Source organism: Chitinophaga sancti, assembly GCF_034424315.1.
GTDB lineage: Bacteria > Bacteroidota > Bacteroidia > Chitinophagales > Chitinophagaceae > Chitinophaga > Chitinophaga sancti.
This window is the reverse complement of the sequence record NZ_CP139972.1, coordinates 704260-722539: the sequence shown is the minus strand read 5'-3', so window position 1 is coordinate 722539 and position 18280 is coordinate 704260. Positions and strand designations below refer to the sequence as shown.

Below are 18280 nucleotides of genomic sequence, written 5' to 3'. Positions count from 1 at the left end.
TTCTGCTATGAAACCCAGCTGGTTTAAATCCCTGTTACCGCACCTGGGCGCCATCGTCGCCTTGCTGGTACTGGCGGTATTGTATTGCAAACCTGTTTTAGATGATAAGGTCATCAGCCAGAGTGATAACGTGCAGTGGCAGGCAATGGCAAAGGAATCCATGGATTACAAAAAGGAACATGGTATTCCGCCTTTATGGACCACCAGTATGTTTGGCGGTATGCCTACCTACCAGCTGGCCATGGAGTCTCCTTATCACATTGATAGTGCTATTCCCGCCATCCTTACCCTGGGATTACCGAAGCCGATCAATGTCCTGTTTCTTTCCGCACTTTGTTTCTATTTACTCTGTGTCGTAATCGGTGCACGCCCCTGGATCGGTTTTGCCGGTGCCGTAGCGTATACCTATGCCAGTTATTCACCCATCATCATCGTTACAGGGCATGATACCAAGATGGTGGCACTGGCATACCTGCCGGCTGTCATAGCAGGCCTGATATTGATTACAAGACGTAATTACCTGGCAGGTACCGGTATCATGGCCTTATCACTCTCCTACCTCATACAGGCCAATCACCTGCAGATGACGTATTATTTCTTCCTGATCCTCGGGATCCTGGGTATTGCCTATGCGGTACATTGCATCAGGGAGAAGGCCTTCCGTCACCTCGTTACAGGTACCTTGCTGGTTAGCCTGGCGGTAGGACTGGCCCTGGCCTCTAGTGCCGTCAACCTCTGGACCACCTGGCAATATTCGAAGGAAAGTAACAGGGGCGGCAAATCAGCCCTCAGTCCTTTACCGGGTGAAACCGCCGAGCAACACGATGGCAAGGAATATGCTTTTCAATGGAGCTATGGTAAGTTTGAAACCCTCACCCTGATTGCACCAGATATTTATGGAGGTGCCTCGGGGGGAAAACTGGACGAGCACTCAAATACATATAAAACACTCACGAATATCGGCGTACCTGCGAACGACGCAGAACGCATGGTAAGCAACTGGAACCTTTACTGGGGAGATCAGTCGCTGCTGGGCACATCAGGACCGGTGTACCTCGGTGTAATTGTTTGCCTGCTGGCATTGCTCGGCATGTTTATCATCCGCTCCTGGCACAAATGGTGGCTCATCGGCATTTCCGTGCTGGGCATCCTCCTGGCATGGGGTAGCAATTTTGCAGCGTTCAACTATTTCATGTTCGATCATTTCCCTTTCTATGATAAGTTCCGGGCTCCTTCGCAGGCACTGATCATTCCGCAGCTATCCTTTGCGATCCTGGCCGTAATGGCCCTGCAGGAACTGGTCAGCCATGAAATGAAAAAGGAAGAATTACTAAAGAAACTGAAATGGTCCGGTTATATTATCGGCGGTCTGCTGCTGCTATTATTACTGGCATCTACCAGTGCACGCTATACCAATGAAAGCGGCGATCACGCAAACCCGCACAGTGATGACCAGTTTCATAGTCAGCTGGTGCAAATAGCACAGGGGCGTACTGACATCGCAGATAACCTGATGGCTGCTACCCGTGCAGACAGGGCAGATCTGTACAGAAAAGATGTATTCCGTTCTATCTTCTTTGCCGCATTTGCATTTGGGTTGCTGTGGTTCTTTGTAAAAGGAAAATTGCAGGCCCGCTACCTGGCTATCGGTATCACCATCTTAATTATGATCGACCTGATACAGGTAGACAGGCGCTACCTGAACGAAGATAGTTTTATGGATGCCGGATCTTATAGTATGCCATTCCAGGCCTCCCCTGCGGATCTGCAGATCCTGCAGGATAAAGACCCTTATTACCGTGTATTCAACCTGACCCGTAATCCATTCCAGGATGCGATGACTTCTTACTTCCATAAGAGCGTAGGTGGTTATCACGCAGCCAAACTGCAACTGTACCAGGACCTGATCGAAAGACAGATCAGTCAGAACAACATGCAGGTGCTGAACATGCTCAATACAAAGTACATTATCACGAACGGCGTGGAAGGCCCTACCGTACACCAGAACCCGGATGCCCTGGGTAATGCATGGTTTGTGAAAGCGATACAATGGGTACCAAATGCAGATGCCGAAATGAATGCACTGACGAATTTCCATCCAAAAGATACAGTGGTGATCGATGCACAATACAAGCCGCTGGTAAAAACTGATTTCCAGTTTGATTCCAGTGCCAGGATCTCATTATTATATAATCACCAGGATACCATCGCATATACATCAAAAGCCGCATCCCCGCAATTTGCCGTATTTTCTGAGGTGTATTACCGCCAGGGATGGCAGGCATACATTGATGGAAAAGAAGCGCCTTATTGTCGGGTAAACTACGCTTTAAGGGGTATGTCGGTGCCGGCAGGTGAGCATAAGCTTACTTTCATCTTTGCACCGCAGGCATATTATGCAGGTGTTAAGTTATCGCTCGGTAGTTATATCGTGATGTTGATTTTATTAGCAGGAAGTCTTGCATTGTATTTCCGGAAGAAATAATTCATATCCTTTTCAAAAGTCCGCCTTCAAAAAAATGAAGGCGGACTTTTGCTTTTTCATCTATACATTTCTCCTGTTCGCAGTAAAAAAAACCGATTACTGCTTTGCGAAAGCAAATTCCCCTATCTTGCGTCAAATTCAGGGCTGTATTGCCCTTCGGCTATCAACTACTCCATTTCATCTATACATTTCTCCTGTCTGTAGCCAACAAACAATAGTACTGTAAAAATGCCCGTTTGAAGCGAAGCTGCATTTCGTATAGTCGGACTATACGGGCTGGTATTTATTGGTATTTACGAATTGCTGCTATAGAAAGAACGCGTGAAGAAATCCCTTAGAAAACGTCTTAGAAAGCACTATGCTGCCCTGACTGTATTTAGTATAGTGACCTTTTTCATGGTAGATTCAGCGGCGAGAGGAGCCAGGGGCCTTAGTTACTATCCAATGACCGCTACTCCTCATCCCGCTGTGTATGACTCCATCATACCTGTGAAAGACATGGTGGATACTTTAAAATATCCTATCAGAGACAGGCATTCCCCGCAGCTTGTAGAGCCTGTGCAGAACGCTATCGACCTGAAAGATCCAAAAGGTATAAAGCGGGATGTAGAATACGATCCTGACACAAAAGAATATATTATCTCTGAAAAGATCGGTGATAAATATTACAGGAACCCTACGTCTATGAGCTTCCAGGATTTCTACCAGATGCAGACCCGGAAAAGTGAGCAGGAGTACTTCATGAAACGTGCGTCCACACTGGGAAATCTGAACAGAAGCAATGGTATTGAACTCAACAAATCCAATTCACTTTTCGACAGGTTATTCGGTGGCAATAAGGTAGATATTAAACCGCAGGGCTATCTTGAAATATCAATGGGCTATGCAGGCCAGTATATCAACAATCCGGTATTGACAGAGAAAGCACGCCGCAGTGGCGGGTTTGACATGAACATGAATATCAACCTGAATGTGACCGGCAAGATTGGCGACAAACTAAAGATCATCACGAACTATAATTCCCAGTCCACTTATGATTTCGAAAACCAGATCAAACTGGAATACACCGGTTACGATGACGAGATCATAAAGAAGATGGAAGCCGGCAATGTGAGCTTTGCACTTCCAACCACCTTAATCAGTGGCATGCAGTCTTTGTTTGGTATAAAAACACAGTTGCAGTTTGGCCGCTTAACCATGACCAGCGTGCTTTCCAGTCAGAAGTCACAAAAGCAGACACTCACCCTGAAAGGAGGAAACCAGACCACCAGTTACAGCATCAAAGCAGACGCGTATGATGAAAACAAAAACTTCCTGCTCGCACAGTTCTTTCGTGACACCTTTAACTATGCAATGGGCAATCTACCCAGTATCCGTTCACTCTCCAATATTACACGCATTGAAGTATGGGTGACCAATAAAACCGGTACCACTACCAATACGCGCAACGTAGTAGGTTTGATGGACCTTGCAGAATACAATCCTTACAATACCAATGCCGTACACGTAGTGAGCAGTGGCAAACTACCCTACAACGGTATTAACGATCTCTATAGCAAACTCTCTGCTGACGATGCCGCCAGGCAAGCCAGCACCGTCGTCTCACAATTACAATCCTACGGTCTCTCTGCCGTACAGGACTACGAAAAAACCTATGCACGTAAACTGGATAGTACAGAATATACCGTCAATAAGAAACTTGGTTACATTTCCCTGAATAGTGCGCTGCAATCCGACCAGGTACTGGCTGTAGCGTTTGAGTATAGCTACAATGGCCGTACTTACAAGGTGGGTGACTTTGCACAGGATGTACCACCGGATGCCAGTAATAATAACAACAGCCGGATCCTCTTCCTGAAAATGCTGAAAGCAACTGCTGCCCGTCCTATCCTTCCTATATGGGACCTGATGATGAAAAACATTTATTCTACAGGTGGTTACCAGTTAAGCGCTTCAGACTTTTCTGCCGATGTTTATTACAACGATCCCGGAAGCGATACCCGCGCTGCCAGCCCCAGGCGCTATCTGCCGGATGCCGTGGGCGCTTATAGCGGTGCCCCCATCATTACCATTCTGAATCTCGACAACCTGAATACCAATAACGATCCGCAGCCGGATGGAGTGTTTGACTTTGTGAGCGGCTATACGGTAGATGTATCCAATGGTAAACTCATCTTCCCGGTGCTCGAACCTTTTGGTAAAGACCTTGCCAAAGCCTTTGGCGGAGATGCAGCACTGGAAAAACAATACCTGTTCAAGAAATTGTATGATACCACTAAAACGGCGGCTCAACAGTATTCTTCCCTCAACAGGTTCATCATCAAAGGAACTTATAAAGCAGGTAGCTCTTCTGAAGTTTCCCTGAATGCATACAACATTCCCTCAGGTTCTGTCACCGTAACAGCAGGTGGTAAAACCCTGGTAGAAAACATCGACTATACCGTAGACTATAACCTGGGCAGGGTGAAGATCGTCAACGATGGAATCCTGAGTTCCGGCAGCACGATCAATGTCTCTTTTGAAAACAGTGGCCTGTACGGACAACAGGTACGTAACTATTTAGGAACCCGCTTTGACTACGCGGTCAATGAGAAACTGAACTTCGGTTCTACCATCGTACACATGAGTGAACGCCCATATACCACCAAGGTGAGCTATGGCGAAGATCCGATCAATAACACGGTGGTAGGCCTGGATGGTAACTATAATTCTGAATGGAAAGGGCTGACACGCTTGTTGAATAAACTGCCTAACTATAACACAAAAACACCTTCCGCTATTAGTCTCACGGGTGAAGTAGCCCGCCTGTTCCCGGGGCACAGTAAACTGATCAATGCCTTTGGTTCCAGCGAAGGCCAGGTATACATCGACGACTTTGAAGGTACAGCAAGCAACTACGATCTGAAGACACCCAGCAGCAGCTGGGCACTGGCCTCTACCCCGGCAGGAGCAACAGATGGCACCGGCAACATCCTCTTCCCGGAAGCGACGCTGAGCGACTCTGTAGATTATGGCAGGAACAGGTCATTACTTTCCTGGTATATCATCGAACCAACCTTACAGGTAAACAGTACATCCAGTCAGCCGGCAGGTATTACGAAAGATGATCAGTCTGATCCGCGCACACGTATCGTGTACCAGAAAGAGATCTTCCCAAACCTCTCTACAGATTATACATCTACACAGCTGACTACACTTGACCTGGCGTATTACCCAAAAGAGCGCGGCCCCTATAACTTTGAGGCCAGCCGCACAGAAGTAAACGCAGATGGTAGCCTGAATAACCCGAAGAAACACTGGGCGGGTATCATGCGTGCACTGGATAATACAGACTTTGAGACATCTAATATTCAGTATATCGAATTCTGGGTACAGGATCCTTTTATCAAAAACGCAACCAGTACCGGTGGCGATCTCTATTTCAACCTGGGTGCGGTGTCTGAGGATGTGCTGAAAGACTCTTATAAGTTCTTCGAAAACGGGATGAAGGCACCCAACACCACACTTAACTACGATTCCAGTACCTGGGGGCATACACCTAACTATACCACACAGCTGACCCGTGCATTTGACAATGACGAAAGTGTGAGAGAATACCAGGACGTAGGTTACGATGGCCTGCGCAGCGCGGATGAAGTAGCCTACCGCACACACTTCCTGAACCAGTTACGTACTAACTTCGGCGTTAGTGCAGACGTATATACCAAAGCACTCGCAGACCCTTCTAACGACAACTACCATCACTACAGGGGCGATGATTATGACAAAGAGAAATATGGTATCCTGGCGCGTTACAAACGCTTTGCAATGTCCGACGGCAACTCACCTGCTACCACCAGCGGATCTACCTACTCCTCTGCTGCTACTAATATCCCGGAGTCAGAAGACCTGAATTTCGATAATACCATGAATGAAACAGAGGCCTATTTCCAGTACCGTGTACACCTGACACCTAACATGGAAATCGGGCAGAACTATATCGTAGACAAGGTTGCCGCGAATGTAACTTATACCAACGGCAGCACCGGCACTGAAAACTGGTACCAGTTTAAAATACCGATCGAACAATACAATGCGGCGATCGGCGGCATTGCCGATTTCAAGTCTATCCAGTTCATGCGGATGTTCCTCACGAATTTCTCCGATTCCGTGGTACTGCGCTTCGGCAAACTGGCATTGGTCAGGAACCAGTGGCGGCAATATAGTTACGAATTACAGACCGGCTCCGGCGATCCCGTTGCAACAGATGATGCGACTACTTTCAATACCACCGCTGTCAATATCGAAGAAAACGCCTCCCGTACACCCATCAATTATGTGCTGCCGCCCGGCTTACAGCGGGAGAGCACACTCAGTACCAGCAATACCACCTTGCTGATGAATGAGCAATCCCTTTCCTTACAGCTGGACAAACTGCAGGAGGGTAAATCCAGGGCGGTATACAAAACCCTGGGCATGGACCTGCGCAGGTATAAAAAATTGCAGATGTTCATACACGAAGAAGCGGTGGATGATGACAACAGCTTAAAAGATAAAGACCTGCAGGCAGTGATCCGCGTAGGGAGTGACTATACAGAAAACTTTTATGAATACCGGATACCACTGACCAAGACAGCCTTTGGCGCTACCGCACAGGCGGCCATCTGGCCTACGGCGAATAATATCGATATCAGCCTCACGGATTTCAGTACCCTGAAGCAAACCCGTAACAATGCAGGTGCATCTACCGCAGCCCTCTATGAAAAAACACTGGCAAACGGAAACGTGATCGGGGTGATCGGTAACCCGAACCTGGGAGATGTGGAAGGCATGATGATCGCCATTTACAACCCGCTGGATGATGGCCTGAGCAAAAACGCGGAGGTATGGTTCGATGAACTGCGACTGACAGGCCTGGATGAAAAAGGAGGTTATGCCGCTACCGGCAGGTTGAATATGCAGCTGGCAGATCTGGGTCAGCTGGCAGTGACCAGTACCATGCACACCGCAGGTTATGGCGCCGTGAACCAAAGCGTGAATGAACGCTACCAGGATAACCTGGTCTCTTACGATGCATCCCTGAGCCTGGATATGGGTAAACTGCTACCTAAGCGGGCAAGGCTGATGGTACCCCTCTATATCGGGCAATCCAGGACCACCAGCATGCCGGAATGGGATCCCTTTGACCTGGACATCAAACTGAAAGAAAAACTGAAATTAGCGGCTAATAAACACGAAAGAGACTCTATTAAGACACAGGCAGAAGATGCGACGACCATTACCAGCTTCAACGTGACGAATATGCGTAAGATGAGTGACGGCAAAAAGAAACTGAAACTATGGAGCCTGGAGAACTTTGACCTCACCTATGCATATACAGGTACAAAGATGCATAGCCCCACGACAGAGAATTATGAACTCAGCAAAAACAGGGGGGTACTGGGTTACAACTTTGCTGGTACTAATAAATTCTGGGAGCCGTTTAAGAAAACCATCAGGAGTAAATCGCCATGGGTGATGGTGTTCAAAGACATCAACCTGAATCCACTGCCATCGATGATCAGTTTCCGGGCGGACCTGACCCGGCAATTCAGTGCCACACAGCTCAGGAATGTGGGTAGTAATTACAAACTGACGGAGACGTACAATAAGTACTTCACCTTTGACCGCTACTATGGTTTAAAATGGGATCTGACACGTAGCCTGAGCCTGGACCTGACGGCAACGAACAATGCCCGCATTGATGAACCGACCGGCAGGTTGAACTCCGCTGCGAAGCGGGATACGGTATGGAATAATTTCCTGAAACTGGGTCGTACTACCAACTACTTCCAGACTTTCAATGCAACCTATACCCTCCCCTTGTCAAAGATCCCGGTCCTGAGCTGGACGAATTTCGCAGTACAATACACAGCGCAGTATAAATGGACCGCTGCTTCACGCGCTAACCGGATCCAGGGAAATACGATCGAAAACACGCAGGTAACAGCGGTGCTGGCAGAGTTTAAATTCACGGAACTATATAATAAATCGAAGTTCCTGAAAGCGATTACGGCGACAAAGCAAGCGGCGAAGCCAACGACAAATGCAAAGAACCAGCCAGCTAAAAAAGAGGAACAGCTACCGGAGATTTCATCATTGGTAAAGTCACTCTTCAGACCCATATTAGCCATCAGGCGGATCAACATCAACTACTCCGAAAATAACTATACCAGTCTGCCGGGATGGATGGACAGTACACAGGCCCTGGGCATGAACTGGCGCAGTATGGAACCGGGAATGGCCTTTGTATTCGGCTATCAGCCTAATAAAAACTGGCTGGATAAAAAAGCCGCCAAAGGATTGATCTCAGCAGATACTTTGTTCAACAACCAGTTCATACAGCAGTTCTCACAAAACCTGCAGGTACAGGCGCAGTTAGAGCCCGTGCCGGGGCTGCGTATAAATATGAGCCTGACAAAGACATTTACAAAGAACCATTCAGAAACCTTCAAAGACAGGTATGGGGTAGGAAATTACGAGCACCTGGATGCTTATGAAACAGGTGGTTTCCAGGTAACGTCCATCATGCTGAAGACCTTGTTTATGAAAGGCGGACTGGCAGCGGCCTTTACAAATTTCAGGCGATACAGGGCAGTATTATCAAAGAGGTACTGGTCAAAGAACCCGTATACCCGGGATGCCGCATTGCCCACTTATGATACCAGCGATAACTCGTATATGTATGGCTATGGCAAATATGAGCAGAATGTATTGATCTCCTCTTTCATTGCGGCTTATACCGGGCAGGATCCCAACAAGGTGGGATTGATTGCAACGAATGGTTTGGATAAGATCAGGAATAATCCTTTCAGGAATATCATCCCCTTGCCTAACTGGCGCATTACTTACGATGGCCTGGCTAAGCTGGAGCCGTTTAGTGATTATGTACAGACGCTTACAATAAGCCACTCTTATGTGAGCAACCTGAGTATGAACTCGTACAATTCATCTTCCAGTTACATGGACAGGAATTCCCTGGGCAATCCCAGTTTCATAGACACGGTGTCAGGCAACTATGTGCCTTATTACACCGTGCCGAATGTAACGATGATAGAACAGTTATCACCATTATTAGGTGTGGACATGACACTGAAGAACAATATGAATGTGCATATGGATTATAAACGTACCCGGTCATTGAGTTTAAGTCTGACGGATTATCAGCTGGTAGAGGCGCGGACAGCGGAGATCACATTGGGGGGCGGGTACCGGTTGAAAGGATTGAAATTGCCGTTTGCCGTAGGGAAGAATGGCTCGCATCAGTTGGATAATGATCTGAATATGCGGCTGGATCTGAGTTACAGGGATGAGAAGTCGGTAAATAACCAGCTGGACGGCGGGATTTCGACACCTACATCGGGGCAAAAGGTGATTAGCATAGCACCGAGTATTGATTATGTATTGAACAAGCGGATGAATCTGAAATTTTATTATACGAGGAAACAAACAATACCTGTATTATCCACATCAAGTCCTACAGTGACAACAACGGGTGGACTGAGCCTCAGGTTTGTTTTTGGTCAATAAGGGAGATATCCCGCAGATAACCCGCCTATATCCCGCCAATAAGCCGCCTATAACCCGCATTATATAAGAGGCGGGATATAGGCGGCTTATCTGCGGGTCATAGGGGTAAAACCCGTGCTTACCGGATGTCTTTCCGGCTGTAAATACCGTCACCAAAGTTTACGATATAGTCAGAAGGGAATAAGGTACTCCTGGTATAGTAGTCAGTCGTAATAATTTGTGCACCGGATTCACAGGCGGCTTTATACCTTGTATAGTCATTGGTTCTGGCTTCTTTCGTATCAGCATCTGCCCGTGTACGCACGATATATCCTTTAGCCACCATATCACGGATCAGCTGCTGGTCTTTAATCGCATCATTAATAATCATAATCGCCGCCTCCGGTTTACCAGCCGGCGCATTCACAAACAAGACCCTTCCCTGAAGCGAAGGATGCCCCTGCATATAATCCGTCATCTTCGGATCCTGCTCATCCAGGATAAAAATGAACTTTCCGCCCGCCTTGCCTGTAGCCGGCCATCCATTTTTCAGCACGGCTGCTTCCAGTGTCTTTTCCTTCCCCCGAATATCATCAGGTGTAATCAGTTTATCCTTCCCTAAATAATCTACGATCTCTTTATCCAGGCGGTCATACACCGCAGGTGTAAAGGGCTCGGGCTTTGTAAATTCAGCGCGTTTGGACACCTCATCCTTGGCATTCATCGTAATAAACACAGGCGAATGTCCCGGATTTGCATCTGACCATTTCTTCAGCTGTTCCAGGGCCATTTTGAAAGTAGGGCAATGACTGTTTACATCCAGGTCCTGCATATGGAACACCTTGAAACCCGGTTCTTTCATCACCCCGGTGTTATAGACCGGTTTCACACCTAATTTCTCCAGCACATAAGGGTGTTGATATTTACCGCCTGCACTATCTGCATATACATCCAGCTCCAAGCCTCTCAGGCCCATATTCAGCTGGTTTTCCAGCGAAAGGTGGGTATATTCCAGGCTTGACGCACCCGCTCCGTTATGCTGGCGGATAATGTCCATCACTTTGGGGTCAATGGCAATCTTGTAACTGTTGTGAGATCCGATGCGTTGTACTTTGTTAATCGGTAACTGGTCCTCTCCGGGAAACGCGAATGCTGTAATACCCAGCATCAGGGCAATCATGGCTGCTTTCATCTGTCAGTAAAATTATTTCTGCTGACAAAGGTTTAAATTAATTCTGATGGGGTATATTAAGAAACTATTAATAGCTAACACAAACATGTGATACAGGCAGGCGGCACGGGCCCCCTGCCTAAGATACTTATCGTACTAAAAGGTTTGATTTTACGTAATCGTAACTCTTTTTGATGCTGTCAAAAGGGTCAATCGTGATCTGATCCTGCTCTACAAAGGCATATTTCACCCCTGATTCACTGGCATTGGCAAAGATCTTTTTGAAATCGACCACACCTGTACCTACCTCGGCGAACTTAATTTCACCCATCAGGTCCTGCATTGGCTTTTCGTCTTCACCAGGACCTGTTATTTTCCCAGCGGCTGACTTGTCGATATCTTTTACGTGCCACATGACGAAACGCCCCGGATGCGCCTTAAAAAGGGCAATAGGGTCTATGCCGGATTTCACTGCCCAGAAGATGTCCAGTTCCAGTACCACCAGGTTCGGATCTGTTTCTTTTAACAGGATGTCGTAACCGGTGCCTTTTACATCGTGGAGTTGCCTGAATTCCCAGAAGTGGTTGTGATAGCCCACTTTCAAACCGGATTTCTTTGCCAGTTCTCCGGCCTTATTTAGCTGCGAAGCCATGAACTGGAAGTCGGCACCGCTTAAATTCCCGATCAGGTTCATCGGAGGAACAGGTACGACCAGGTATTGCTGACCCAGGCTGGCGGCGATTTCCAGCTGTGCCTTCAGGGCATCGTCCTTGCCATTGCCCCTGGTGAGGAAATCATTCAGCTGGTAGTGCCCGCTGTGGGTACTGAGCTTGTTTTCGGCCAGCAGCGCCTTTAGTTCCTTTGGACGAAGGCCCCAGAATGAAGCTGGCTGATCGGGGCCACCATAACCGTAATAGGTTTCCACATGGCTATAGCCTGTCTTTGCTACTTTGCGGATGGTGTCTTTCACGTCTTTGGTCAGCTGACCCCGCAGGGTGTAGAGCTGGATACCGATTTTCGAGACCGTGTTTGCGCGACTGCTGCTGAAGATGTCCGACGGGTTCAACATAAGTCCGGCGGCGATCAGGCCGGCTTGTTGCATAAAAATTCTTCGAGAGCTCATGATGATATTTTAGTTTTTTAACGTGGGCATAAGAATAGTTCCTGGTTAGTGCTTATTTTTGAAGCACTGGAAGCTGAATGTACAAAAAATTAGTGTAGGATAAAAAAGTAAGAGGGCTTTTGCTGTCCGAGGCCAGACAGAAAAGCCCTCTTTTTCGTACGTAGGATAGGGATATAGGATAGGTAATAGTACGTTAAACAACCATTGTTGTTCAATTACTTATATTGTTCACTGTTGGAAATAAATTAGGTGGATTGCAAAAAGAGACACGCCTCTTGCGTGTAATGTTCACTCTCAGTTAATTTACGTGGAGATTGGTTCCGTTAAATAAGTTTGCCCCTGATTTTAGCTGTTTTTAAATCGTCATGCTCTGCATATTCACATAATACAAAATTATATATCTTAATATATCGAATTGTTAGAATTATTTGTATTGTCTTGTAGTTTTTTTACTACAAAAAAAGACGCGTCCCGTTTTGATGTTTACGCGTTACCCCGTATATTTACCTAATATCTCCATATGCCTAACATTTTAGTAGTAGACGATCAGGAGGTTGTACGGTACGGAACAACCCTCATTTTGCAAAAATCCATAGACGATGCGCATGTGAGTGAAGCGGGGAGTTTTGAAGATACTTTGAAAATCCTGGCTTCCAAACCATTTGATCTCGTTATTCTGGATATCGACATGCCTGGTGGTAATAATCACCAGATGTTGGATGTTATCCGTTTAAGGCATCCGGATATTAAAATTCTAATCTTCAGCAGTTATGATGAACAGATCTTTGGCTGGCGCTATCTTGAAGCGGGTGCGGATGGTTTTCTCTCAAAAAAAATGGGAATAGAGGAGATCAAGAATGCGACCAAGAGCTTGCTGAGAGATGAAAAATACCTAAGTCCTGCATTGAAGCAAACCCTGCTGAATAATATTACCAAAAAGAAATCTACTGTCAATCCCCTGGATCGCCTGTCTAACAGGGAAAGCAATATTATGCAATTGCTGATAAAAGGATTGAGTGTCGCGGATATTGCAGATAAACTGAGTCTGCAGGTATCTACTGTCAGTACTTATAAAAAGCGGATCTGCGAAAAACTGCAGGTAACAAATATTGTGGAGATGATAGAAAAAGTACAGTTGTACTCCTAGGATATTAGCCCCGCCGGGCAAAGGTTCCCGGCAGGGCAGGTAAATCATTTCAGGTATTTATTCAGGCGCAGCTTTCTTAGCCCTTTTATTCCAATCACCACTTCCTGCGCATTCAGCCTTGCTCCTGCTTCAATCGTATGTGTATGATCCTTTGAGCCAAAATAGGTACTGGCTACTTTTGTTTCCCCTTCCTGGTCATATACATCTGCGACCAGTGCATTGAGATCAATAAATGCAACTCCTTCCCTTTCCGCCACCTGCTTTGCCCACAGTCCATAGTCTTCCTTATTTCTCGCTACTTTGCCATCTTTCCATACATTGCGGGGAATGGGTGAACATACAATTGGCGTTGCACCTTTTGCCTTTGCTTCTTTGATGATCTGTGTTAAATACCAGCCATAGGAATGCACCACTTCCTGTTGCTTTGTAATAGGGTTGTATATTTCCTGCCGCTCATCACCAATACCTTTGATCGTGCCCCTGGCACGGGCAGTATCATCCAATGGCGCGCCATCATTATGCCCGAATTGCAGGATGACGTAATCACCGGCCTGCAGTTTTGCAAGCACTCCATCCCACAATCCTTTTGTTCTGTAAGTACGGCTACTGGTACCTCCCAGTGCACGATTGACGACGCTGATCTTTGTCGTATCAAAAGAATCGCCGATGAAATGGCCCCATCCCCATAAGTCTCCATCTCCTTTGTCTTTACCGTTTTTCACGGTACTATCTCCTATCAGGTATAAAGTGGGCTTTTGCGGTGCAGCGCTCATTAAACATGCTGCGGTGAAAATAGTTAACAACAGTTTGTACATTACTGGTAGATTTTAAAGTCACTAATTATTTGTCTGGACCAGGTAGACCTGAACCCAAAATAGCCTTTGCGTAAGGGATGAGGATCAGCGTATTCAAAATATCGTACCCCATCGGCATAGAAGCTGGTAGTACCATCTTTTACAACGATACGAATAGTGTAAGTATGATTCGCTTGCAGTAAATGCGCACTATCAGTATATTCCCCGATCAGTCTTCGCTCACCTGTGCCTTCATACTTTCTGAAACGGGTAGTACTGTTTGTATTCCCGCCCATACCGATATAATACAGTTGCAGGGAATCATATTCTTCCAGCACACCATGACGGCGGAAACCCGGCTCCTGCGCCATCCAGAACATATTCAGATCCGAGAGCCGGTCATTGACACCACCCGCTACCAACACAGTTCTTCTATATTCAATGGTAAAGTTGCCACGCAGTTCTTTATTTAGCCAGACGGTCACACCGCCTTTGGTATCCATTATCAGTTTACCCTTCGATGTGTATACGCGGGAATTTTCTTTGGGTGCTATTTCCGGTTTCCACAAACTGGTATCCAGTGGCGAGGTAAATTTGACCTGCTGTGCCAGGGCGACCTGTGAAAAGCACAGTAAAATCAGTAGTTGTTTCATGCCTTTATTCATTGTAAGCATTCCCTGCCAGGTCTAACATAGCCATTGCCGTTAAGCCCCATTGTGCCACCGCATTGGTGGATACATCGGTAGCTTCCTCAACCGGGTTTAATACAGCAGGACCATTCAATGCATTTAGTTTTGTGTTCATTTTTTTAATGCCGGCTTCTCCACCCAGGAATTCTTCCCAGGCACGGGCTGCCAGTAGGGGATCTTTCTTCACGCGGGCTGCAAATGCAGTAAGCCGTGCATGCCCTTGTCGCAGGTTCAGTTTACCCAGAGGTTTGCCCAGTGCAGCTTTCTGTTCTTCTGGTGTGGCATTGTATAAGGTACAATAGTCCAGCCATGCTTTTTCAAATGCAGGCATGGGAATGAGGGCCACTAGCTCCATACAGATTTCCGGCAAGCCGAATACTGCGCTCAGGTGAGATACCGAGATCTTATCAGTAGGGGCAGGTTTAAATTTCCCGCTGGCAAGTTCCATTTCTGCAGAACCGGTAAAGAATCCATGTGGTTGTGCAGCGATCGTCTGCATACTGTTCAGCAATCGTTCTTTGGCCAGTGGGGTACCGTGCCGCTCCCATTCAGTGAGCCATGCAGCGGCCAGTGAACCCCAGTCTGTGCCAAACGATACACCTGCATATTGACCACCAGGATCACTTGCAGGCTGACCTACTTTGCGCCCGGGAACAATGCTGCGTAAAGTATATGCTGCATCTACTTCCGCCTGCATCAGGTCTCCTACCCTTTCATCGGCCGTCAGGTAATAATAGAAACGGCGGTTGGCCACGGTAGCGATCCGTAACTGCTTTGCACTACATCCCCAGTGCTGTACATTATGGCGGGAACCCAGCGGTGCAAACCGGCCTATGTGATGTACATCTACTTCCCCCGTATGCCGGGTCATGGCCTCTGCCATGCGGAAAGCATCCTTACGGCCGGAGTGCAGGTAATAATACCAGAGCCAGAGGTCTGTAGACAATTCAGAATTATCCCAGGCATAGCCACCTACATCGTAGCGCCATACATGCCGGTCACTATCGTAGCTATGCATAACATCACCATAGTTCCAGAAACCGTACCAATGCCTTTCTTCCACCTGCTGATGATAATAGTCGAAATAAAAATCCAGTTGCGCCAGCATCTTCTTTTTGGTGGGAGAAGCATTGAAAGCCTGGTTCCAGATACCCCCAAATACACCAGCCACCTGCCATTGATCTGTTCCGCAGGTGATGGTATCAGGATCCTGGATGTAGCCTGCAATCTGGCTCAGAAACGTATTATCAGGTGTAGCAGACAAGACCCAGATCTGCGCCTCACTGGTACGTGCCACCCCCATGGGTGTACCAAAACCGGGTTCGTAATCTTCGTAGGTAATATCCAATCCTTCCCGCTGTTTTTCAAAAGTGTCCTGGCCCATGCCGTCGTGGTAAAAACGAAGGTCCATGGGGTTAGCTTTCGGTGCCCATAACCACATAGTGACGTTCGCTTCAGATGTATGCGCATTGCGGATATCCAGCTGTGCAGGATGGCTTTGCCAGAAGTTACGGATGCCAAAGGCTAGTCCTCCGCCGGGAGTGCCGACATAAGCGGTACCCGATGCCCTGCGGCCGTAGGCAGACTGAATCCAGCCATACCCTTCTTTGGTGCGTTTCTGAATTTCAAAAGCATCAGGCGTAGGCTGAAATAAGGTATAATCACCGAAATCGGGAATGTATTGCAGTTTGTCTTTGATAGCGGAAACATCCGACACTGTTTTTCCTTCAATTTGGGCCTTTCTGGCAGCTTCCCCGGGGTCACGGCGCAATCCGGTCAATCCCTTCACTGCCTCCGCAAAAACGCCTTCTTTTTCGCCTGTAAAGCGAATGTGGCGATTGTAGGTTTCCCCTTCGAGCGGAACACTGAAGCGGATGCCTATACCACTGATGAAATCTTTGTTCTCATCTCCATCATAAATGATCGTATGGAGCATGCGGATCGCTTCACTCCCTTCGTAAAAATAAAGCCGTACGATAAAAGGGAGTAAATGACGCTTAGCAGCATTGACATGATGCCCTGATATTTTTACAACGGCCCTCACAGGCCCGGATTGCTCTACAATCATTTCAGTGACCTGTGATTCATAATGATCATGAATAGTCGCCGCTTCTGCCGCATTTTGTACTTCCAACACTAAGATGCCTTTTGTCGCTACCACTTTCCCATTTTTTGAAATAGCAGGAATTAAGGGTGCACCATTTTTCTGAACAGTACATTGTACTACGCCATTGTCAATCAAAAAATGATCTGCATTTTCTTTTACTTCTACAGCACCGCTACTCCTGGTGTTCGTGCCGGTCTTTAATACCAGCTGCTCCGTTAAGCCCTGGTTAGCCCCGATTGCATGTGCACTCCACTTCAGCGACCCATCGGGCCAGTAAGCCAGTGGCCATGATTGCAGGTTCACATTTTGCCCTTTGCTCTCCAGCACGAACGCATTTGATTGCTTCACGGCACCCTGCGGCCATGGTACGCCCCAGGTAGCACCCATACTGAGATTTGGCACCTTATTGCCCAGCCACTGCAAAGACACGCCTGCCGGTGGCATCCACGATTGTAATGATGTGGCTATGGGAAGACCTGCACTGATGATCATCGATTGCTTCATAAATTCCCTGCGGGAAAGATTACCTTTTTCCATATTGTTACAATATTCGGTCTGACTGTTTTTTACATGCCAGCGCTGTAGCAGCTGGTACATGAATCTTTGTATCTATTCTCCAATCCTGCTTCAGGATGATGTCATTATGCATCGCCCACTGGCGCATCAATGGCACTATACTTACCAGCAAGGCGCTGTAGAGGTGTATGGGGGTTACTTTTCCGGCCCCTTCAGGGCCATTGACCACATGCACGACACTATTGCTGGTAAGCAACAGCCGATCGCTCTAAATGGCTGCCAGCTCACCAAGATGAATATCAGGAACGGCCTGTTCCGGGTTTGATGTTAACAGCCGCCAGCTAAGGATTATACTCTCCCGCTGATGAGGTACTAGCACCATGCCATTGTCCTGGTACTCCATTTTTCTTTGCCCAAAAACCGTGGAACATGGGCATAACAACGCAATAAATCGATACATCAGAGTAAAAATTACCGGAGGTGGTGGTGGTAAATCGGGCATAAATGTATAAAAAATGTATCATTGACACTATACCATAGAGCATTTCTAATTACCGTTTGTCGATACAATTGTTATTTTTGTCTTAATAAGCATGGATTAATAAAGAATTTTTCTACTTTAGAATTGCTAAAGGGATATTAATTGCGAACGATATCTCTTCTAATTATAAGACCCACCCACCATATAACCTCTTACTTCCTGTCTGCGGCATATTGTCAA

General features: G+C 47.0%; 9 protein-coding genes. 4 read left to right on the top strand and 5 right to left on the bottom strand.

Going from position 1 to position 18280, the window contains the following annotated elements:
* Window positions 1-7 precede the first annotated feature (7 nt).
* Both U0033_RS02635 and sov read left to right on the top strand, forming a co-directional pair.
* Complete coding sequence (locus U0033_RS02635) at window positions 8-2485, top strand: YfhO family protein (RefSeq protein WP_072357947.1); 2478 nt, start codon at window positions 8-10, stop codon at window positions 2483-2485.
* Window positions 2486-2806: 321 nt separating this feature from the next.
* On the top strand, window positions 2807-10033 hold the full coding sequence (sov, locus tag U0033_RS02630; protein WP_245801724.1) for a T9SS outer membrane translocon Sov/SprA: 7227 nt from the start codon (window positions 2807-2809) through the stop codon (window positions 10031-10033).
* 118 nt (window positions 10034-10151) lie between these two features.
* Here the strand turns inward: sov and U0033_RS02625 are convergent, their stop codons facing one another.
* Both U0033_RS02625 and U0033_RS02620 read right to left on the bottom strand, forming a co-directional pair.
* Window positions 10152-11204 (bottom strand): phosphatidylinositol-specific phospholipase C1-like protein, encoded by a 1053-nt coding sequence (locus U0033_RS02625; protein ID WP_072357954.1) that lies wholly within the window; start codon window positions 11202-11204, stop codon window positions 10152-10154.
* 127 nt (window positions 11205-11331) lie between these two features.
* Window positions 11332-12306 carry a sugar phosphate isomerase/epimerase family protein gene (locus U0033_RS02620; RefSeq protein ID WP_072357957.1) on the bottom strand — a complete coding sequence of 325 codons (975 nt, stop codon included), beginning with the start codon at window positions 12304-12306 and terminating at the stop codon, window positions 11332-11334.
* 520 nt (window positions 12307-12826) lie between these two features.
* Here U0033_RS02620 and U0033_RS02615 point away from each other — a divergent pair.
* On the top strand, window positions 12827-13453 hold the full coding sequence (locus tag U0033_RS02615; protein WP_072357960.1) for a response regulator: 627 nt from the start codon (window positions 12827-12829) through the stop codon (window positions 13451-13453).
* 44 nt (window positions 13454-13497) lie between these two features.
* On the opposite strand, the gene U0033_RS02610 is transcribed toward U0033_RS02615, so the two are convergent.
* Genes U0033_RS02610 through U0033_RS02600 form a run of 3 tightly spaced genes read right to left on the bottom strand, consistent with a single transcriptional unit; the run spans window position 13498 to window position 17640 of the window.
* On the bottom strand, window positions 13498-14268 hold the full coding sequence (locus U0033_RS02610) for a rhamnogalacturonan acetylesterase (RefSeq protein WP_072357962.1): 771 nt from the start codon (window positions 14266-14268) through the stop codon (window positions 13498-13500).
* Window positions 14268-14900, bottom strand: coding sequence for a DUF6250 domain-containing protein (locus U0033_RS02605; protein ID WP_177318556.1), 633 nt, complete (start codon window positions 14898-14900; stop codon window positions 14268-14270). Before U0033_RS02605 ends, U0033_RS02610 begins: the two co-directional genes overlap by 1 nt.
* A 4-nt stretch (window positions 14901-14904) precedes the next feature.
* The gene (locus U0033_RS02600; protein ID WP_218163992.1) at window positions 14905-17640 is read right to left on the bottom strand and encodes an exo-rhamnogalacturonan lyase family protein; all 2736 of its coding nucleotides are present in this window, start codon (window positions 17638-17640) and stop codon (window positions 14905-14907) included.
* Between U0033_RS02600 and U0033_RS02595 the strand changes: the two genes are divergently transcribed.
* Window positions 17639-17884: a hypothetical protein gene (locus U0033_RS02595; protein WP_072357967.1), complete on the top strand. Its 246-nt coding sequence runs from the start codon at window positions 17639-17641 to the stop codon at window positions 17882-17884. The genes U0033_RS02600 and U0033_RS02595 overlap by 2 nt on opposite strands.
* Window positions 17885-18280 lie beyond the last annotated feature (396 nt).